A 20,570-nucleotide genomic window follows, 5' to 3' on the forward strand; every position below is an offset into this window, starting at 1 on the left:
CTGCATGCCTCACGGCAAACCAGCTTGCCACTTGCTTGGCTTCGGGACGTTACCCCCGCGCCTAGGGACTTTCACCCGTTGGAACGGCCAACTTTTTGACCTATATTCACCATTCAAGGCACACACAGCACCTACCCAAAAGTGGCGGTTCAGTGGTTAAATCAAGCTTTGTGCTTCTATCAAAGTTTCTGCTTGGTTGACTGTGAAGTGCTTCGAAATCGCCACCTTCGGGTAGCCGCAAACCGTTATATGCCACTTTAGGACGACACAGCAACAAGAAAAGAATGATAGTAATTGACGACATAATTGAATTAAAAACAATCAGGGAAACGGAACGACTTTCCTTTGCAACAAGATATTTAGTTCAAATCAGTTTTACTTTCGACTTGACAGTTGTTTCAAATGGCTTTCGCGGGACTTCACATTTTTGCGTAAGACGTGACCAAATAGAAATAATGTGTTCTGACTTGGCAATAATGAAGCAGGCAATGTCAGGTGACACTACACTTGAAGACAATGACAGTGACGCAAGTATAACTTTCCAAATGAAACCTCACGGACAGGTAATTGTGTATGGACAAGTTGGTGGCTCACACGAAGAGAATTACTTGAAATTCAGTTTTCAAACAGACCAGACTTGCATAGAGCCACTTTTGACAGACTTTCATAAACTACTCAAAAACGAAGAACCGACTAATCTTTATGAATCCATTGACCTAATATTATGGAATGACTGGGACCCAATTGGCATAAACGACATTGCACCAAGAGACGAATATCAAAGCTACACACCGACAATTTTTAAATTAAAAACAAGCGGAGCAGACAGCGAGACAATAGCAAAAACTTTGCACAAAATAGAAACAGAGACAATTGGTGTATTAGGTAATATTGACCATTGCAGACAAGTTGCAGACAAAATAGTTAACCTCAAATGACGGACAGAAAAGCGGCATATAACAGCACCTACCCAAAAGGCGGGGTTTCGTGTTCCAAAGACAGTTTTGTGGTTAATGGAAGTTTAGTTTTTCAAATCAAGTTTTGTGGTAAAAGTCCCGCCCTTCGGGTAGCTGCAAAACGTTAAGTATCCGCGAATCACTTTTTAACCCCCACCATCCATTGGTTGATTTGGAAGATGTTTTGGATAAGTCGGGAGAGTTTTTGGCGGAGGGGCATCTTGTAGCGCAGGAGGTTTCCCATTTTTTCGCCGAGGCCATGTGAATAATGCAGCTTAATTTCGAATCCGGCGTCTTCTCCCATTTTTGCGAGTAGTTCCTTTGGAAAAATAAGGGTATGCTCCAGTCCATCTATCACCAAAGGTACCTGAAGGCTGAGGTGCTTCATCCACTTGTAGCCCCGGTACAGCAGCGAGGACATGTCGGGCGTACCGACTGCTAGCGTACCGCCCGGCTTGAGGATGCGGTGCATCTCCTGGAAATAGGCCTTGGGGTCCAGCACATGCTCAATCACGTGGCTGATATGGACAAAATCAAAATACGCATCTGGAAAAGCCGCACTTTGTAGATCTCCCTTAAAGACCTTGACGGGAAATTTTCCTTCGACAAAATCTATCGCGCCTTGGTCATACTCTGTGGCATTCAGTTCGAAGCCGAGCCCCTGTGCATACGCCAAGCCCAAGCCCAAACCGCAGCCGACATCCAAGAACTTTCCAGCCTCTTGGTAAATGCTGAAATAAGGAGCCCTTTTCTTGATCTCCTCTGGATTCAGTTGGCTGATTTTCTCGATTTCTGCTTTGATCAGGTTCTTGTAATCGGTGGAATCGTAGATTTCCTTTTCGTAATAGTCGTTGTAGTATTTCTCTAGATCCTGTTGGTCAGCCATAGGATTGGCAAAAACCAATCCGCAGTCCCGGCACCTGGCCCGCGAGATATGTGGCCCGCTGCGGTACAGATCGATCGCGTCGCCGACGATGTTCTTGGATTGGCAGATGGGGCAGACGCGGTGGATGATCATGTTTTGGAATTGGCAGGTTGATGAAAAAGGAGCTTATCTAGGCGGCAGCAGTCTATCGATGGAGGGATCTATAGTAATGCCGTCCGTCAATCCTCTGAGGAGAGCTTTGGCTTTTTGGAATCTTCCCCGGAGGCAAAAATAGGCGAACCATCCGGAAAACTTCACGCCATGGTAACTAAACGCGCTCATTTTTCTCAGAAATCCATGAACATGCAATTTGATCTGGAAAACCTGATTTCGGGCGGTGAGGTAGATGACCGTTGGGCTAAGTGTGCCTTCAGTAGATTTTGACTTGGAAGAGCCAGCCACGGCATGGTAGATGATGGCATCAGGCACCAGTGCAATTCCCCAGCCTTTTTCCCGGACGCGAAGCGAAATATCCACATCTTCGAAATACGCAAAAAAGACATCCCTTAGCAATCCAACTTCCCGCAGTATTTGCGCTCGAATCAGCACACAGCATCCCGTCGCCCAATCGAGCTGTCGACTTTTGGCCAGATCCAATTCTGTCTTGCGCTTTCCGTAGCCGATTGTTTTGGAAATACCGAGAGCCGGCATAAACCTGCCGCCAGCGCTCCAGATTTTTTCACGATCCGCAGAGAAGAAAATCAGTGGCTGAACCATTCCAAGCTGGGGCTGCTGCGAAAAAGCGCCCAAAAGTTTGTCCAAAAAGTCCGCTTCGACCTCGGTGTCATTGTTGAGCAGCAATACGAAATCAAAGCCTTGTTCCAATGCATGCGACATACCTAGCTTATTTCCGCCCGTGAAGCCCAGGTTTTTTTCCGAAATGATCGGCTCGATTTCCGGAAATTCCTCCTTGAGTTTTTTCCCGTCGCTTTCACGGGAGCCATTGTCCACGAGTAAAATCCTGTAATTGGGATAACTGATTTTTTGCAGGGAACGGAGACAGGCTTTGGTAAGATCGATGCCTTTCCAATGGACGATGATGATGGCTACGGATGGATGTACGGTGTCGGTATGTCCCAATTTTTCCAATTATTGTAGGCTTTAAAAATAGTGATTCAGGAAACGATTTTGGGATATTCCTGCCATTTCTTAGTTGCGTTTTGTTCGAACGCCGATCAGCCTGAAGAAATCTTCCCGATTGTAACGCCAATTGAAGAGGGTGCCGATGAGCAAACTCACGACTTCCGCGGAAATCAAGCCAAAACAAAGTCCCATCGCACCATACTTGGCGGTCAACCAAAAACAGGCTGGGACGACATATATGGCCAACAGCCAAGAGGATCGGAACAGGAGTTTTTTCTGGTCTTTCACCAAAAGCAACAAGACATTCGGAAAATTGAGCACCGCCAAAAAAGGGACAAAAGCCAAGACTCTCAGGTATTCGACCGATTCGGGAAGCGGTTTTTTGGCCAACAGCGAAATGATCAGCGGGGCCGCGGCGAAAGTCAACAAGGTCAGCCCAAGTCCGCAAAGCAGTCCGATTGCGTAGATTTTTTTGGAATACCGATGGTAGGAATCAAGGTCGGCCGCATAGAGACGGGAAGCATTTGGGAAGACTGCCTGTACCAACATCGACGGAAAAAGGCGTAGTACGATGGCAATCTTTTCCGCCAAGCTGAACATTCCCAAAACCTGCGCCTGCGCAAAGAAACTAAGGATGATCAGACCGCCATTGACCGAGAGGTAAGAAGCTACATTGGATAGAAACAACAGCCAGTTTTGGCGAATGGATTGGATAACCTTGCCAAACTCAGGGCGAAAGAACCTGATGTCGAGCTGAAAATGGATATAAGCCAGAAGGAGCAGGTTGATCCCCAAACCGGAAAGACCCATCAAGAAGTTGACCCATTTGGATTGGGAGGGTTCGTGGATGAACAGGACGATTCCAGCTAGGTAAAGCAGCTTGGCAAAGACGTTGGCCAAGGATACCAGTTTCATTTTCTCCAATCCCTGAAAAAACCAAACCGGCAGCGTTGCTTCCGAAAAAAGCAGCAGCAGTGAGAATACGAGGATCCATTTGTATTCGGTAAACATCCCGCCCCCGAGTGCGGCGAGCATGATGAAGCTGCTTGCCAAAAGCGCAAGCAAAACCCGGCTGGAGACGATATTGGAGACCAAATGCGAAAGGCGGACTTTGTCTCCCTGGCTAAGCGCCACTTCACGCGGCGCACTGAGGTTATAGCCAAATCCCACGAGGATATTGGCCAACACGATCACGGAAAGCGCCAAGTTGACCAAGCCGAATTGGTCCAAGCCGATGGATTGGATCAGCAGTGGAACAGAGATCAGCGAAATCAGGATATTCGAAGCTTGGATCGTCAGGAGAAAAATGAAATTCTGGACCGATCGATTCTTTATCAGGTTGGGGATCACGTATAGGCCCAGTTTTTCTATCATAATAAATCAGGTGGGCTGAATATGCCGCTGATAAATTCGGGAAACAAACAGCCAGAACAGGGTCGCAAATACAAATACCAAAGCTCCAAGGACAGTCCCCTTTAGCATCTTGATACGTGTATTCTTCAACGGCAAAATCGGAGAATCGATGATCTGTATCAGCGGGGAATTGTTGCGATGGTTGACTTTGGCGATTTCCAGGTTTTTGGTGATCTCCGCAAACACGGCAGAGCTTGCCTGCACATCGATCTGCTTTTTGCGGCTGTCAACGGTGGCCGTTTGGAGCAGGGCGTTTGGATAAGGAATCCGGTCGCTCAAGCCCGCTAGGTCGGACAGATTTTGATCTAGTACGGCCCTTACACTATCCGCTTGGTGCTGGAGGACAGCGAGGTTTTCGGCCGATTTCTTGGTTTTGGTTTCGTAGTAGAAATTGTTCACTTTTTCGACCAAGGCTTCATTAAAGGTCTTGGCGAACAATTCGTCCTTGGAGGAAATGGTCACTTGGATGATGCTGAGCTTGCGGTTGGGCTTTTCGGCTGTCAAGTGTTTTTCGCGGATGAGTTTGGCAATTTCCTTCACGACAGAGTCTTGCGTGACGGTAAAATTTTCCCTTGGCTTGCTGAAGTCCATTTTTGACAAATCCACTTTGGAAGACCATTTGTCTTCCAACTTATGGAATGCGATGTATCGATCGATCAGGAGGTTTTCTTGGTCAAAAGGACTCAACAGCGTCCTGGAGAGCATGATGTCAGACTTGTAGAGCTCCATGATATTTTCTCCCTGAAACACACCGCTCGTGCTGCTCATGGAACCAAGGTTGATCCCGAGCAAAGAGGCCAAACCAGAAATTTGCCCCATCCCGCCGCTATCCGGATCTTCGAGGACGAAAGTGGTCTCTGCATGGTAAACAGGCTTTTTGAAAATAGATACCATGGCTCCGGCGACGATCCCTAAAACGGCAGCAATGGCCAAGGTTTTCCATTGACCCAGAAAAAATGAGAACCAGGATTTGGTCTTCAGCACCAAATCCCGCAGGGTCAGCTTATCATCCAAAATAAAACCCTCCCCTTTCATATTATGGATTGATTTGGGTAATGACCAATACCAAAGTCGCCAATGCGGTGGCGATACCCACAAACTCGCCTGGTCTGATTGGTACCCGTGGACCTTTGGTAGGCACGATTACTTCTGCTCCGGGCGCTACGGATGGATACGAACGAATCCCTAGAAAGCTTTTGGTACGGTTGACTTCGCCGTTGGCATAGACCACATAAGTTCGTTTCCTGTTGGCGCGGATATCAAAGCCGCCTGCGCGGTTGATGTAGTACTTCATACCGCGGTCACTTTCGTATCTCACAGTGGCTGGATAGACCACATCTCCACGAAGACGGACTGTCTGCAACTGTCTTGGGATAGAAATGATGTCGCCCTCCTCCAATATAAGGTCTTTGTCGGAGCCTGGATTCTGAAGGATTGCTTCCAAATCTATCGCGACTGCTTCGGTTTGGCGGATTTTGATGGCTTCAAGATCAAATTTGGTTTCTGCGATTCCGGTCAAGGTTTCCCGTTTGCTTTGCGCTGCAAGTACGCCTTCGCCCGCGGTCACTGCGGTGGGAGTTCCGAGGTCTTTGAATAGGCGCTGCAAAAGCAATTCCTGTGCTTCGGTATTGTTGGGATCAAGGAGCATTTTCTGCTGCAAATCCTGCAAGTTGCGCTGTCGTCTGATCTGCTCGGACTCGGTTTCGTAGAATTCTGTCCGCCTGATTAAGGTAGCGCCTTTTGGATAGGCATAGGGGGTGAGGCCGCCAGCTCTTTTGATCAGGTCAGAAACCCGCTCTTCGGCATTTTTGATGGAGAATATCCCTGGCGAATTTACTTGGCCTTCCACCTGAACCTGCTTGTCCAAGACAAAATTTGATTTTCTCCGTACCGATACATTGTCGAAAGGCTGCAGATATTGTGGATTTTCACGCAGACTGAGGTCGGTATTGATCGCCACGGGAATCAACTCGGAGAATGTTCCCACACCTTCGGCTCCAGCTCTTCTGGCGATTTCTACATCTTGGGTATTAGCAGATTCTTTCAGACCACCCGCAAGGATTATCAGGTCCTCCACGGTCATTTGTTTGGAATATGGGAAGGTTCCTGGATTCTTTACTTCGCCCTTGATCTGTACATAGTACTCTTCCTGTAAGTCGTAAATACTCGACACGCGGACGACATCTTCTCTTTTCAGCGCCACATCGGGAGTGTTTCCGGCCATCAATTCCCGCAGGTTGACCTGTATCACCTCGGTACTCAAATCCTCATAAGTCCTCAAGATCGTGGCGCGATCCAAATAAGCATCTCCCCGGATTCCCTCAGCATTTTTGATCAACTGCTTGAGCGTAAGGCCTTCGGAAAGTGCATAATTTCCTTCACGGAAGACTGCGCCTTTGATTTGGACGCGGTTGGTGAATCGGTTCAGCACTTTTCCGATCGAATACTGGTCCCCGCCTTTGACGGTGAAGATTTCATATTGATCCTTGAAAATATCAGAAACCGCCCTTTCGCTGCCCAGGACCCGGGTCACAGCAACCCGATCCTGAAATGCCTCATCCGTAAAACCTCCGGCATAGGATAAAAGCTGTGCAAAAGACTCGCCTTCCTTCACCTCAAAAATCTTAGGACGCTTGACTTCGCCGGTGACGGTCACCCTGGATAAAAATGGCGCAACCAAGATCACATCCTGATCTTGTAGCTGGAAATTGAGGTTGGCCTTTCCGTTTACTAGAAAATCATAGATGTCTACCTCAGCAACTGTTTTGTTGTTGCGGACCACTTTGATTGCCCGCATGGTTCCGTTATCATTTGGTCCGCCAGCTGCATAGAGTGCATTGAACACCGTGCTGAATGCGCTGAGTGTAAATGTGCCCGGCAGTCTCAATTCACCGACAAGGTGTACTTTGATGGTACGTACATTGCCCAAAGTCACCTGCATGAAAGTCCTTGGGCTAGGTCCGTTCATGTCAGCAAAAAAAGTGGAAAGCCTGTTTCGGATGATGTTGGTGGCCTCTTCTATGGTTTTTCCCGAAACTGATACGGGACCTACATTGTCCAAGAGGACGAATCCATCGGCCGAGACGGTGGCTTCATAGTATTTCTCGGATTGCCCGTAAACGTCGACGTAGACCAAATCGCCCGGTCCGAGTACATAGTTTTTCGGTGTGGCTATGTTGAGGTTGGGTTCGAAGCTCAGCCTTCTACGTTTGTTATAGAATATATCCCCGCCGAAATAGGGAGAAGGCGCTTCTTCAAACAGCATTTCCAAATCTGTTTGGTTTTTGAAAAGCCCTTGACTGATTTCGCTGAGGTCGTTTTGTTTTCTTGGTTCACGCTTCGAAGGAGTAGCACCGGGGCGTCCGCCTGCGACGGAAAACTCCATGTTTTCGATCCTCTCACGCAGCTTTTCCAACTCTGTCTCTGGCACACCCCTTAACCTCGCCATTTGAATCAATTCAAATTCCGTGAGCCCTGCATCGTTTGCCCTTCGGATCAATTCACGTATTTGGGCATCAGTGAGGTCATCCACCTTGATGCTCTGGATATCGGCCATGCTTTGGGCATCGGCAATATTTGGGCTGATCAAAGATGTCCAAGCAAACACAAAAATCGAGAATAAAAGAAGAAGAAGTGAATTGAAAAAGGCGTATCGGAATGGTCGGTTTGTCATGGGAGGGCGGGCGTCTATACCTTTGATTCTTGTATAAACAGGGCTATTTCGGATAAAATTTGCGTAAAGATAATTATTCCGTTCGGGATTGAAATAAGCATTCCGCCAATTTCAAGGCTTATACTATTCCGTACAATTTTGACAAATATCGATTTGTTTGCGGTTCTGTAGCAGCATTTTACGGAAATTTTGGTATTTGGAATTTGACCAAATTGCTGGAATCGTTTGTTCTGGGAGCTTGCCCATGGTGTATTTTCCATCTTTGTCAAAGCAGCAGGGAAGCATCCTTCCATCCCAAGTGATGACGGCACCTTGCCACATCCGCCAACATTTGTTTTCGATGGTCTTTTTGAGTTTCCATTTTCCATTGGCAGTTGGAATGTACCTTGAGTAGTTCAGGTCTTTGGGTATCAGATCCGAACCATCTTCAAAGTCGTAGATTTGCGTGGTTTTCAATTGTAGCTCATCCACACCGATGGTTCTTGCCCAATCCTTCAAGGCAGGAATTTGCTGCTCATTTTTTCCGGTAACAAGATACTGAAGCACTATCCTTGGGTATGTATTTTTGGTTTCTCTTCGTCGATTCAAGAGCAAAGAAAGTCCTTTCTGGACTTTCTCGAGCTTTCCGCCAATGCGGTAATCCTGATAAACCTCTTGCGTCATGCCGTCCATCGACACGATCAATTGCTTCAATCCTGATTGGAGGATTTTGTCAACATTGTCTTCGTGGATGTAGTGGGCATTGGTGGACGTAGCTGTGAAGATTTGGTTTTGGTCAGCTAGACTTACCAATTCCAAAAACTCAGGATGGAGAAATGGCTCTCCCTGAAAATAAAGGTGGAGGTAAGTCAGGTAGTCTTTACTTTGTTCGATTGCCTTTTCGAAAAGCTGTTTGGAGAGCATTCCCGTAGGACGGGTGAAGCTGCGCAAACCACTGGGACACTCGGGACAGCGTAAGTTGCAACTTGTGGTGGGTTCAATCGAAAGCGTGGTCGGCTTTCCCCAATGGATCGGTTTACGGATGATTTGGCTGAGCTGGAAAGAAAAATAAAGGAGCGTGAAGTTGTAGAGTTTCTTCAAACTCAAGTATCTCAACCATGCAAGTCCCGTGTGCCACTGATTTTTCACAAAATGAAATAACCAAGAATACGGTTAAAAAAAAAGTGCCGGACCTAGGCCCGGCACCCATTTGAGGTCAATTATGGTAGCAATACTTTGTTGATTGCGTGGATCACGCCGTTGGTTCCATGGATATTCAAAGCTGTAGGGACAAGGCCTGAATCGTTGATTCTCAAGTTGGCGAGGTCAACGGTCAGGTTTTCACCATCAAGTAAAGTCGGCAATGATGCCCCTTGTCTCAAGTCTTGGGAAAATGCCCTTGCAGGTACGACATGGTATAATAGTACATTGGTCAAGGTCTCCAAAGGAATCTCATCGACGGAAGTGACGCCAAGTGCCGTGTACAAATCTTGGAATGCTTGGTCAGTTGGTGCAAAAACGGTCAGGTCGTCTTCGATTCCGCCTGTGAACGCATCCACCAAATCAGCCCTTACCAGTGCAGCGACCAACTGAGTGAACTGAGGCGCCGAGGTAGAAGTTGCTGCTGCTGTTGCAATCTGGGCAATGTTTTGTGTTGGTGGAGCGATGACATAGTCCAATACGTGGATGACACCATTGGAAGCGCTGATATCTGTCTGTACCACTTTAGAGGATCCATTGATCCAGATTCCTCCTGTTGGGTCAACGCTTACATAAAAGGGCAAATTGGCGGCGGTCGTTACTTTTCCTGGAGTGACTGCATTTGATCTTACTTCTGCACCCAATACGTGGTAAGTGAGCACAGTTTCCAATTGGTCAGAAGCGAGCAAATCATTTGCAGTAAGGTTGTTGTCGGACAAGAAACGCCCAAAAGCGTCATTGGTAGGGGCGAAAACTGTGAAAGGACCAGTTCCGCTCAGTGTAGGTACCAAGCCTGCAGTCTGAACAGCAGCAACAAGTGTAGAGAAGTTGTTGTTGGCTGATGCTACATCCACGATATTCGGTTGTGGGATAGGCTCGTCATCATTACAAGAACTAAGGCTGAGGGATCCAGCTACTAGGGCTGAGAGGAACATGCTGTTCCAAAGTGCGGTTTTTTTCATAATTATTGTTGGTTTAGATGAACAAGAAACACCCTAACAACAGACTGATTATGAAATGGTTAGTCTATTCGAGAAGAAATGTTTAAATATGTAAACAAACGACTTGAATTTGTGTCTGATTCACCATGAGTTTCGTTTTCGTTGAAAATTAACTCCCCCTCCCTATTTTTTGTCAAATCCTCGTAGTTTTATCCCTTCGATTTGAGCATACCTATGAATAAATCCTCTTATTTGCTGATTCCAGTATTCTTGCTTGCCTTGTTTTCCTGTAAAAAAGAAGATCCGGGCTGCATCATGGATGAGGAAATTCTTTCCAAACCGCTGGACCTGAAAATAGAGCGGTTGGAGGATGAGTTTTTTCAGGCCAAAACCGCCTCAGATTTTATCTTTTTGCTAGAGAAATACCCCGAATTCGCAGAAAACTACCTCTCCGCATCAAGCTATTCCAACAAGGATAGCCTGGCGCAAGAGCTGGTGGAAATCCATCGCGATACCCTGCTGCAGGAACTTTATCAGGAAGTGAAGATCAATTTTGCCGAGATCGACTCCTTGGAAGCCGAACTCAAGCAGGCCTTTCAGTACATCCAATTCTATTTCCCTGAGTTCAAGGTGCCCAAGGTCTACACATTCGTGAGCGGCTTTGGTTCGGATATCTATCTGGACAAAGATATACTTGTGATTGGCTTGGATTATTTTTTGCCAATCACCCATAGGTTTCAGCCGCCCGATTTGCCACAATACATTACCGAACGCTACCAAAAACCCTATATCGTGCCGATGGTGGTGACGGCGATTTCAGCAGCTTTTAACAAAACGGATTTGGCACAAAACAACCTATTGGCGGAGGTGATCTATTATGGCAAATCCTATCATTTCACAAAAGCGATATTGCCCTGTACTTCCGACGAATACATCATCGGCTACACGATGGACCAAATCAGGGCATGCTTCGACAACGAGGAGTTGATTTGGTCCCATTTCGTTGAGAACGATCTGCTGTTTGAGACCAATCCTTTTGTGATCAGAAAGTATACTGGCGAGGCGCCCGCTACCGACGAAATCAGTCCCGATGCGCCCGGTCGCCTGGGGAGATGGTTGGGCTGGAACATCGTGGATGATTACGTTTTCAACCAAAATGTAGGTCTCAAGGAATTGATGGAGGAAACGGATACCGAAAAAATCTTCAAGCTGTCAGGATATAAGCCTCGTCGCTAGTGGATTTGCCAAATCGCTCGGGATAGAGTACCGCCAGAAGTTTTTGCACAGCGATCTGATGGGAAAAATACTTCTCTGCCAGTTCCCTAGCGTTTTTTTGATACTGGGCCAAAAGCCTTGGGTTTTCGGAAAGCGCCTTTAACTTTTCAAATGATTCCTCTGGCGCGGAGGGATTGAAGTAAATTCCCAGGTTGTGGTTTTTTACCATTTGGTACACCCAGCCTTTGTGGTTGACCAGGACGGATTTGCCCGCGGCGATCGCATCAAAAAACTTGTTGGGGCTGTTGGTTTTCAGCACCGGGAGGTGCGCAAAGGAAACAAATGCCATATCAGCTACTGAAAGCAAATCCCGGACTTTTTCCTTATTGCCAAAGGGCAGGATGGTGAAATTCTTCAAATTTTTGACTTTGTCTTGGAGACTTTTCAGCCCCGTGCCTTTTCCCATGACGACAAATTGGTAATCCAATCCTTCACTCACCGCCATTTCAGCCAACATCAACAGCTCATCGACTGCATTTACTTTTCCAATTGCCCCAGCATAGGCAATGGTAAATGCCGAGTTCAATCCTAAGGAATGGAGGGTGGTCTCGCTTTTCTTCGCCGTCGGTTGGAAGAAATCCGTATCGGCGAAGTTTGGAATGATGGAAACCTGCGAAGCCGGACTCTTTTCACGGATCGATTCAGCAATTCCGGGCGAAAGCGCTACGATCTTCAATGCGTGACGATAGATCTTTTTTTCGAACCGAAAGAGCAGTTTTTTCAAGATCGGACTTTGGATGACACCGACCTGGATAGGCGCATCAGGCCAAAGGTCGCGCACCTCGAAGATATAAGGGAGCGCCAAATTCCGCTTTGCCCATAGCCCAATCCAACCCGTAGTAAGGGGTGTCGAACTGATGTAGAGGAAATCCGGACGCGGCAATTTTTTGATCAAGTTTTTCGCTTTCCATGCAAACAGCCAAAAGGAGAAGACTCTTTTCAGAAAACCATACTCTTGCTGGTAGCTTACCGGGAGATAATGCACCCTGATGCCATCTATGATTTTGAAATCGTAATAGTTTTCGGCATGTGCCGTCAACATATCCACCTCCACACCTGCTGCAGCCAAGCCTTTGGCGAGATAATAGGAGCGCGTCCCACCGCCCTGCGAAGGTGTCACAAAATATTGGTGAATGTAGATAATTCTCATTTCGGATGCTTCTGTAGCCAAGTGGCCAGTACAAACCAATTCCAAATCAGGAGGATATTGGTTTCGATCAATGATTCTGGCCTACGCATCAAGGTACGTATTTCGGAGTTAAATTGATTTCCCCAAGTTGATTCCATCTCACTTATCGGGCGAAAAATAAACTTCCGAAAATCCCCATCGTCCATCCATTCCCTTATCGGCATTCCAAAGCCAAGTTTTTTCCTATTGGAGATGGCTTCCAAGCCGCGGGCATTCAGCATGGCTTTAAGGTTCTTCTTACCCATGTTTTTTCTAAGTTCTTGTTCTGAAAGCCCGTTTGCGTAAGCAATCAAATTCCAATCCAAGTATGGCGCTCTCCCTTCGATGCCATGGGCCATACAGGCATTATCGTGGATTTTGAGAATGTCATTGACCAGGTAAAACTGGCGATCAAAACCCAAAGCCCGCTTCAAATCGCCATGTTGTTCTGGAAAATACTTCGCAAACTCTCCTAAATACTCCTTGGGAATCGGAAGTAGGGCTGCCATTTGAATAAAGGTATCTGTGGGGGATTTTTCGAGCGAGGCTGAGAATTTTTGCGCTGCCTTCATGCCAAGGGTTCCCAAAATCCTGCCACCAAGGGCCGTTAAGGTCGGATTTTTCAGGTATTGAAGGAACGCCTTGTGTCTGTTGTAACCGCCAAAAAGTTCGTCTGCACCAGCCCCGGAAATGAGCACATTGACTTCCGAATGGATTTTCATTGCGATATACCAAGTCAGAAATCCAGCTCCATCCCCGACCGGTTGGTCCATGGATTGCACATACTCCTGCCAATTGGACATCAATATTTCCTTTGTGACTCGGATACCTTCGAACTGGCTCGGATACCGCCTGCAGAGTAATTGGGCATACTTGTAATCCGAGAAATCATTGGTGAAATTTTCCTCAAAATGCACGGTGAAAGTCGGCAATTTGGTCCCCGTTTGTTCGTACCAAAGCGCATAGATGAGGCTGCTATCTACTCCGCCACTGAGCACCATTCCGGCTTGCCGGTCAGATTGGAAACTGCGCAGGATGGATTTGCGGAGTTCAGATTCCCAATTTGGAGCCTCGTTGGAAATTGACTTTGAAAAATCGATGCTTGCCTGCCGTCTAAGGTTTCCTTCAAAATCCAAAACCAGCACCTCACCCGGTAGCATTTGTCTGACACTTTCGAAAAAACTTGAATCAGGCCAAGAAAAGCGGTAATAGCTGTAAGGTAAAAACTGGTTTGTATCGATTTCTGGTTGGGATTCCAATCCGGCTAAGACGCCCCTCGATTCCGAAGAAAACACCCAGTCTTTACCTCCCTTGTAATAATGCAAGGGTTTTTGTCCAGTAGGGTCTCTGGCGATAAGGATTTCCCTTTTTTCCAAATCAACAAAAACCAAGGAAAACATTCCATTTAGTCTTTCGAGACCGTTTTCTCCATGGACTTTTAGCCAATTAAAAAGGACTTCCGTATCTGATTGGGTTTGGAAGCTATACCCTGCTTTGATCAATTGCTCCCGTAACTCGATGTAGTTGTGGATAGCGCCGTTCCATGTTAGAATAAATCTGCCATCGACAGACTTCATCGGCAGAGAGGCTTTTTCCGAGAGGTCCAGGATCTTCAGTCTGTTGGCGCCAACCCAAATGTTGCCTCCGATCTGTTCAAATCCGCTTTGATCAGGGCCACGGTGTTGGCTAGCGGCCAGCATTTTCTGGATGCGGCTTTCTCCCGAGTGTTTGGAATCCAAGATCAAGTGTATGCCGCACATGCAAGCTAGGATTTGGCTTCGGCAATGGTGTCTTCAGCACCTAAAACCGAGGCGTGGTTTTTCTCGAAATACCTGCAAAGACTTTTGATGCCACATTCCAGGCATTTTGGATTTCTCGCTACGCAAACATACCGTCCGTGCAGAATCAGCCAATGGTGCGCGATGTGCACATGCTTTTTGGGAATGTGTTTGATCAACTGTTTTTCGACTTCAAGTGGCGTTTTGGCGTTTTGGTTGACCAAACCGAGCCGCTTGGAAACGCGGAAGACATGGGTATCGACAGCCATATTGGGTTGATTCCATACGACTGAAGTGATGACATTCGCAGTTTTTCGACCCACGCCGGGAAGCTTAACCAATTCCTCTACCGTGGAGGGAACCTGTCCGTTGAAGTTTTCGACCAGCATTTTTCCCAATCCCAGGAGGTGTTTGGTCTTGTTGTTGGGGTAGGAGATGCTTTTAATGTAGGGAAAGAGCTCGTCAAAATTTGAGGCCGCCAAATGCGCAGGTGTGGGGAAATCCCGAAAGATCGCTGGCGTGCTCATGTTGACCCGCTTGTCGGTACATTGTGCGGAGAGAACGACCGCCACAAGCAGTTGGAAGGGGTTTTCGAAAACCAGTTCCGTTTCTGCCACAGGCATATGCGTGCTGAAATAATCGATCAAAGCTTGGTAGCGTTCCTTCCGTCGCATCGAGGTTACTTTTTGAGATTGGTGTTTTTACTGATTCAATAATAACAAGCTTTGCTTACTTTCGTTGTTGATTGGTAAAATTTAAATCCATATGAAAGTACTGAGTTTCTTTAGGTATGCATTGGCGTTGGTCATTTTTAGTACTTTGGTTTTTTCATGCTCGGATCCCGAGCCGCCAGTACAGGAGGGTTTGGATCCTGCAAAGGCGCATACAGAAGTCGATTTGTCATATGGTACCGACCTCAGGCAAGTGATGGATGTTTACCTTCCCGCCAACAGGGACAAATCCCGCACAAAAGTTTTTGTATGGATTCATGGCGGTGGTTGGATTGATGGGGACAAAAGCGAACTGCAAGCCTTCAAGCCATGGTTGGAAGAAGCCCAAGACGATTATGCGTACATCGGGATCAATTATCGGCTGTTCAATCTGCTTGGGAATGCCAATCGGTTTCCGACGCAGGAAGAAGATGTGAAAAGTGCCTTGGCATTTATCAAGTCAAAGTTGGAGGAATGGGATTTATCAGAAAACTTGGTCTTGGCGGGTGCAAGCGCGGGCGGGCATTTGACTTTGCTGCACAGTTACAAAAACAACAATGACGGTTTTGTCAAAGCCGCTGTGGCCTTTTTTCCGCCTACGGAATTGAGGAGTTTTCATGGGAACAGTCCGCTGAATAAACTTTTGCTCGAAAACCTGCTTGGCGGAACGCCCGAAAGCGTCCCTTTGGCGTATTCCAATTCCAGTCCCTTGGTGTTTGTGAAAGAAGGAAGTGTCCCAACGGTTTTTTTCCATGGAGATGCTGATACGGTAGTGCCGATAGCGCAAAGTAAAATCCTTGAAACAAGGCTGGTTGCCAACAATGTGCTGCACCTGAAAGAGTACTTGCCAGGGCAGGGACACGGATTTGACGAGGCGACCTACAAGAGATTGATTGGCTTGACGGAGGATTTTCTAAACGGGGTGTTGCCCTAAAATCAAAAAACCTGAAAGCCAGTCGACTTTCAGGTTACCTTGTTGGTGTTTGAATGATTCAAACTTTTTCGAGTCCCGTAGATTTGGCATTCCAAAGGATGCCCTTTACTACTTTTTCGGAAGGTGTTAGGACGAGTTGGTTCAATTGGTCCAGCGTGCTCAGCATATCCAGATACTCTTGCATCAATACGTCATCGTAGTGCAAGGCCTGCACGACCAACTCGTTTTCACCCTCGCTCATTTCCTGATAGATGTATCTTAACAGGTCATTTGGGGTAAAAGATTTTGTCATAGGCAACATTTAATTGTTTCAACTTTTTACGCATGTTTATCAAAGCGTACCGCATTCTTCCCAGCGCAGTATTGATGCTGACGCCGGTCTGTTCGGCAATCTCCTGAAAACTCAAATCCATGTAATGCCGCATGATGAGCACTTGCTTTTGGGATTCGGGCAGTTCATCGATCAGCTTCCTGACCAATCCCACAGTATCCTCTTTCACGCGTGCATCTTCGATGCTTTCCTCGGCAAACTTGAGGGTGTTGAACACATTGGACCCGTCTTCCATGATAATGGTCGGATACCGTTTGCTCCTTCGGAAATGGTCGATGGCTAAATTGTGCGCTATACGCATCAACCATGGCTGAAATTTTCCCTCTTCGTTGTAGCCGTCGGCGGTTAGGGTGTGCACTACCTTTACAAACACATCCTGTAATAAATCCTCCGCAATCGCTTGGTCTTTTACTATCAGGTAAATCGTGGTGTAAACCCTTGACTTGTACTTTTCTACTAGCTTTTCAAATGCTGCCTCACTTCCACTTCGGTAAGATGCGATCAGTTCGGCATCGGTAGGATTAACCCTATTGCTCATACAAATTGACTTTAAAATAACGTAGAGGTTCAGGCCATAGTATATGATTAGGGTGAAACAATTAAAGAATTTAAATCAAATGTAAAAATTCAACATATTCGACGCAATAGCTGATGAATTTTTTTGTTAAAAAATCTTAATAAATAAAGAAATTAAAGTATGAATTGCACTTTACTAGTAAAAACATGAAATTTTATTTGGACGAAGTGCAAATATGGAGACGAAAAAGATTCTTCAGATGATCCTAAAACGCTTATACTGGCACTTATTGTATCTGGTTGTGGGAATTTTTCGAATAAATCGACGCTCGAATGCTTACAACAAGAAATTTGCCAAAAATCGGGTGATGTGCTTTTTCGAATTTTATTAACTTGGACGCTCAATATCACAAAAAAATGGAAATAAGCGGAAAGATCGTCCAAATTTTGCAGGAACAAGGTGGGACATCCTCAAGAGGAAACTGGAGAAAAAGGGAATATATCATTGAAACAGGCGGAAACTACCCCAAAAAAGTCTGTATGGTCGCATGGGGAGATGATATCGATCAATTTAACCTTCAAATGGGCGAACAGGTCACTGCCTCTATCAACCTAGAAAGCCGGGAATACAATGGCCGCTGGTATACCGATGTAAAGGTGTGGAAAGTTGACCGCGGCAATACACAAAAGCCCGAATCCCGTAAGCAGGAACAGGTTCCTGACGTGACGACATTCTCCGATGACAATTCGGATGATATGTTGCCGTTTTGATGGCAATTCACTTACCATCATTTTACCAAAGCCAATCGAATCAGTGCCATCAACGGGAGGATTTTTCTAACCTGTGAGGTCGGGATTTGTGTAGTATGGCATCGTGATTTCAAAGGCAAAAGGAGGAAATACAGGATTGCGACAACAAAGAATCAAGCCTATGTGGGAGGATGACAACGATAGCGAATGGGATGAGAGCGATGAAGAGGAATTCCAACGCATGAAGCGGAATCGCTTCCAACATCCGCTGATGCAGAAAGCCCTCGAGATCATCAAGCTGACCCAAGCAATTGTCGGTTCACTGGATGAGGCACGGACTGAGCTTTACGGTGGGCAAATGATGGAAAGTGCCATGATTTTGGCATCTAAATTTTCAGGCGCGGAGGCCATGGAAAATTATATCCATAAAATGGAAAATGCCGTCCAGATGAAACTCCATGCCAGAAGTCTCTCATCGATGAGTTACCAACTCGCCTTGGAAGGCACACATGCCGAGGAACATCTGCAACTCCTTCGCGATGGGATAGAGGATTTCCGAAAGCTTTTTATCACGTGGGTGAAGGGTTTTGACAAAAGCAAGCGGGAGGACGACGGCTGGGGTGTATTTATGGACTAGCGCACGGACTTCCCAAATTCGAAGCCCAGGATTCCTCCCAAGATCATCAATGCGAGGGTTATTCCTCCAAGGAGCAATAGAACACCCAAGGGCATTTCCCATGTTTCAGACCCTATCTTGAAGCGGATGATTTTTTTAAAGTCCATGGACAAAGGTAGCCAAAATGGGAGTCGCGAGAAGCGAACGAACCGGAAAAACCCTCATTGGTCTCAAATCCCTTTTGAAGAATCAATCAAATAGGAGCAAAAAAAAGCGGGCTTACCGAAACCCGCTCTTTTCATCAAACTCTAGTAAACTTTAACTTATAAGCCTGATATTTCTACGCATTTTTCCAGCCCTTAGTTTCAATTTCTTTGGCTGCATGTTCCACCTTTTCTTTTAGCTCATTCTTGAAGGTATTCAGCTTTTCCGCAACGTCTTTCTGGAAAGCCCCGACAATAGATGCAGCCAGTATTCCGGCGTTCTTTGCGCCGTTGAGCGCCACTGTGGCCACGGGAATGCCAGCCGGCATTTGTAGAATCGAAAGGACACTGTCCCATCCGTCGATGGAGTTGGAGGATTTCACAGGGACACCGATGACCGGCAAGGTGGTCAGGGAAGCAACCATCCCCGGAAGGTGGGCGGCACCTCCAGCACCCGCAATGATGACTTTCAGGCCTCTTTCTTTTGCGGTTTTGGCATACTCAACCATCCGCTCCGGAGTCCTGTGGGCCGATACGACAGTCAGTTCATATCCTACGCCCAGCTCTTCCAAAACGAGGGCTGCTTCAGACATTACAGGAAGGTCTGACTTGCTTCCCATGATGATTCCTACTTGTATTTCCATGTTACAGTGTTTTGATTTTGATCAGATTTTTGATGGCCAAGGCCCGTCGCTTCAATATCTCGATGGACTCGTCCAAGATGGTGACGTGGCCCATTTTTCTGAACGGCTTGGTAGTCTTCTTTCCATAAAGGTGCACATAGACTCCTTTTTGGGCGATGGCTTCGTCCAATCCTTCCACATAGGCATCACCGGTATAACCTTCCTCACCCAAAAGATTGACCATTGCTGCAGGGCAGCGGCCTTCCGTGTTGCCCAAAGGCATGTTGAGCACGGACCGCAGGTGCTGCTCAAATTGGGAAGTATAATTGGCCTCGATCGTATGGTGCCCGCTGTTGTGGGGACGGGGTGCGATTTCATTGACCAAGACTTGGCCATCGTTGGTCACAAACATTTCGACAGCTAAAATCCCGACCATGCCTAGGGCATTTATGACTTCAACAGCGATCTCTTGGGCACGCTTTTCAATAGATGCAGTGATGGTGGCAGGGGAAAACAAGAATTCCACCAGGTTGGCTGTGGGGTGGAATGCACATTCGACAGCCGGAAACGTTCTGATTTCACCATTTTGGTTTTTGGCTACGATCACCGCGATTTCCTGCTCAAAATCCACCAACTTTTCCAACAAGCCCGGTGCATCAAAAGCCAAATCGAGGTCGCTTTCATTCCGCAATATCTGAACCCCACGCCCATCATACCCTTCCCGTCCAAGTTTGTTGACTGCCGGAAGGAAATCAGCATGGAGACGGACTTCTTCCTTATTTTCCGTAAGTACAAAATCGGCCGTGGGGATGCCCTTTTCTCTGTAGAATTGCTTTTGGAGGCGCTTGTCTTGGATCAGTTTGATGATTGCAGGCTGGGGAAAAACTTCCTTTCCTTCGTCGGCCAAGCGCTGCAAAGCGTCAGTATTGACATTTTCAATTTCAATGGTAATCACATCGCAGGCTTGCCCAAATTTGTAAACGGTGTCAAAGTCCCTGAGGCTTCCTACGGAGAATTTTTGCGCGATGTCCTTGCAGGGCGCCGAAGGATCTGGATCCAAGATATGGATGTCCAAGTTGTAATTGATGGCAGATTGGATGACCATGCGACCGAGTTGGCCGCCACCCAAGATTCCAAGGGTTTTGTGCTGATAGCTTTTTTTCACAATGAAAAGGAATTGGGTCAAAATTACGCCAAAAATTCCCCTGCGAAAAACAAAAGCCATATAAAAGCCTGAAGCCTTCGCAGGGAAGGCTTCGGCTTATCGTTTTTGAAACATTTGAATCACACGGGCCTCCCGCCGATTAGCCTGAGAAGTACCGCTACTACGGCCAACACCAATAGGATATGGATCAGACCACCCAAGCTGTATACAAAGAATCCGAAGACCCACCCGATCACCAAAACCACTGCAATTAGATATAATAGAGAGCTCATAAAATAGTTGGTTTAGTTAAACATCTGATTTTCAATTGTCTAATTAACCAAGTACCGTG

Annotated in this window: 21 protein-coding genes; 5 read left to right on the top strand and 16 right to left on the bottom strand. The window is 46.7% G+C overall.

All coding sequences use genetic code 11. The annotated features are described in order from the left end of the window. Positions 1-284 precede the first annotated feature (284 nt). Positions 285-938 (top strand): hypothetical protein, encoded by a 654-nt coding sequence (locus tag L0U89_RS18260; RefSeq protein ID WP_234862841.1) that lies wholly within the window; start codon positions 285-287, stop codon positions 936-938. A gap of 157 nt (positions 939-1,095) precedes the next feature. Here L0U89_RS18260 and L0U89_RS18265 read toward each other — a convergent pair whose 3' ends face one another. The 7 genes from L0U89_RS18265 to L0U89_RS18295 all read right to left on the bottom strand — a co-directional run bounded on the left by L0U89_RS18265 (position 1,096) and on the right by L0U89_RS18295 (position 10,191). Beyond that, on the bottom strand, positions 1,096-1,974 hold the full coding sequence (locus L0U89_RS18265) for a class I SAM-dependent methyltransferase (protein ID WP_234862842.1): 879 nt from the start codon (positions 1,972-1,974) through the stop codon (positions 1,096-1,098). A gap of 33 nt (positions 1,975-2,007) precedes the next feature. Beyond that, positions 2,008-2,970 carry a glycosyltransferase family 2 protein gene (locus tag L0U89_RS18270; RefSeq protein ID WP_234862843.1) on the bottom strand — a complete coding sequence of 321 codons (963 nt, stop codon included), beginning with the start codon at positions 2,968-2,970 and terminating at the stop codon, positions 2,008-2,010. Positions 2,971-3,030: 60 nt separating this feature from the next. Continuing rightward, entirely contained in the window at positions 3,031-4,338 is a 1,308-nt protein-coding gene (locus tag L0U89_RS18275) for an oligosaccharide flippase family protein (RefSeq protein ID WP_234862844.1), read from the bottom strand. Positions 4,339-4,344: 6 nt separating this feature from the next. After that, entirely contained in the window at positions 4,345-5,412 is a 1,068-nt protein-coding gene (locus L0U89_RS18280) for a GumC domain-containing protein (RefSeq protein ID WP_234862845.1), read from the bottom strand. Position 5,413: 1 nt separating this feature from the next. Then, entirely contained in the window at positions 5,414-7,933 is a 2,520-nt protein-coding gene (locus L0U89_RS18285) for an SLBB domain-containing protein (RefSeq protein ID WP_234862846.1), read from the bottom strand. Between the two features lie 240 nt (positions 7,934-8,173). Beyond that, positions 8,174-9,178, bottom strand: a complete 1,005-nt coding sequence (locus tag L0U89_RS18290; RefSeq protein ID WP_234862847.1) for a radical SAM/SPASM domain-containing protein — start codon at positions 9,176-9,178, stop codon at positions 8,174-8,176. A gap of 71 nt (positions 9,179-9,249) precedes the next feature. Further along, complete coding sequence (locus L0U89_RS18295) at positions 9,250-10,191, bottom strand: fasciclin domain-containing protein (RefSeq protein ID WP_234862848.1); 942 nt, start codon at positions 10,189-10,191, stop codon at positions 9,250-9,252. Between the two features lie 213 nt (positions 10,192-10,404). Between L0U89_RS18295 and gldB the strand changes: the two genes are divergently transcribed. Next, entirely contained in the window at positions 10,405-11,406 is a 1,002-nt protein-coding gene (gldB, locus tag L0U89_RS18300; RefSeq protein ID WP_234862849.1) for a gliding motility lipoprotein GldB, read from the top strand. Here the strand turns inward: gldB and L0U89_RS18305 are convergent. From L0U89_RS18305 to nth, 3 genes are read right to left on the bottom strand one after another with little or no spacing between them, the layout of a single operon-like run. Beyond that, positions 11,375-12,595 carry a glycosyltransferase family 4 protein gene (locus tag L0U89_RS18305; protein ID WP_234862850.1) on the bottom strand — a complete coding sequence of 407 codons (1,221 nt, stop codon included), beginning with the start codon at positions 12,593-12,595 and terminating at the stop codon, positions 11,375-11,377. The genes gldB and L0U89_RS18305 overlap by 32 nt on opposite strands. Beyond that, a complete protein-coding gene (gene asnB, locus L0U89_RS18310) occupies positions 12,592-14,373 on the bottom strand; it encodes an asparagine synthase (glutamine-hydrolyzing) (RefSeq protein ID WP_234862851.1) in 1,782 nt (593 codons plus the stop codon). Before asnB ends, L0U89_RS18305 begins: the two co-directional genes overlap by 4 nt. Before the next feature lie 5 nt (positions 14,374-14,378). Further along, entirely contained in the window at positions 14,379-15,065 is a 687-nt protein-coding gene (gene nth, locus L0U89_RS18315) for an endonuclease III (RefSeq protein ID WP_234862852.1), read from the bottom strand. A gap of 91 nt (positions 15,066-15,156) precedes the next feature. On the opposite strand from nth, the gene L0U89_RS18320 reads away from it, so the two are divergent. Then, positions 15,157-16,035, top strand: coding sequence for an alpha/beta hydrolase (locus L0U89_RS18320; RefSeq protein WP_234862853.1), 879 nt, complete (start codon positions 15,157-15,159; stop codon positions 16,033-16,035). A gap of 58 nt (positions 16,036-16,093) precedes the next feature. Here L0U89_RS18320 and L0U89_RS18325 read toward each other — a convergent pair whose 3' ends face one another. Together L0U89_RS18325 and L0U89_RS18330 are read right to left on the bottom strand one after the other, a co-directional pair. After that, positions 16,094-16,327: a hypothetical protein gene (locus L0U89_RS18325; RefSeq protein ID WP_040480575.1), complete on the bottom strand. Its 234-nt coding sequence runs from the start codon at positions 16,325-16,327 to the stop codon at positions 16,094-16,096. Continuing rightward, positions 16,302-16,904 carry an RNA polymerase sigma factor gene (locus tag L0U89_RS18330; RefSeq protein WP_234862854.1) on the bottom strand — a complete coding sequence of 201 codons (603 nt, stop codon included), beginning with the start codon at positions 16,902-16,904 and terminating at the stop codon, positions 16,302-16,304. The genes L0U89_RS18325 and L0U89_RS18330 overlap by 26 nt, the downstream gene beginning before the upstream one ends. Positions 16,905-17,299: 395 nt before the next feature. Between L0U89_RS18330 and L0U89_RS18335 the strand changes: the two genes are divergently transcribed. Together L0U89_RS18335 and L0U89_RS18340 are read left to right on the top strand one after the other, a co-directional pair. Further along, complete coding sequence (locus tag L0U89_RS18335; protein WP_234862855.1) at positions 17,300-17,653, top strand: DUF3127 domain-containing protein; 354 nt, start codon at positions 17,300-17,302, stop codon at positions 17,651-17,653. A gap of 136 nt (positions 17,654-17,789) precedes the next feature. Beyond that, positions 17,790-18,269, top strand: coding sequence for a hypothetical protein (locus L0U89_RS18340; protein ID WP_369413259.1), 480 nt, complete (start codon positions 17,790-17,792; stop codon positions 18,267-18,269). Here the strand turns inward: L0U89_RS18340 and L0U89_RS18345 are convergent. The 4 genes from L0U89_RS18345 to L0U89_RS18360 form a co-directional block, all read right to left on the bottom strand. After that, on the bottom strand, positions 18,266-18,415 hold the full coding sequence (locus L0U89_RS18345) for a hypothetical protein (RefSeq protein ID WP_234862856.1): 150 nt from the start codon (positions 18,413-18,415) through the stop codon (positions 18,266-18,268). The genes L0U89_RS18340 and L0U89_RS18345 overlap by 4 nt on opposite strands. Before the next feature lie 173 nt (positions 18,416-18,588). Continuing rightward, on the bottom strand, positions 18,589-19,095 hold the full coding sequence (gene purE, locus L0U89_RS18350; protein WP_234862857.1) for a 5-(carboxyamino)imidazole ribonucleotide mutase: 507 nt from the start codon (positions 19,093-19,095) through the stop codon (positions 18,589-18,591). Between the two features lies 1 nt (position 19,096). Continuing rightward, entirely contained in the window at positions 19,097-20,239 is a 1,143-nt protein-coding gene (locus L0U89_RS18355; RefSeq protein WP_234862858.1) for a 5-(carboxyamino)imidazole ribonucleotide synthase, read from the bottom strand. A gap of 119 nt (positions 20,240-20,358) precedes the next feature. Then, on the bottom strand, positions 20,359-20,511 hold the full coding sequence (locus tag L0U89_RS18360; RefSeq protein WP_008625099.1) for a lmo0937 family membrane protein: 153 nt from the start codon (positions 20,509-20,511) through the stop codon (positions 20,359-20,361). Between the last annotated feature and the right edge of the window lie 59 nt (positions 20,512-20,570).

Source organism: Mariniradius sediminis (assembly GCF_021491425.1).
GTDB classification, from domain to species: domain Bacteria; phylum Bacteroidota; class Bacteroidia; order Cytophagales; family Cyclobacteriaceae; genus Mariniradius; species Mariniradius saccharolyticus.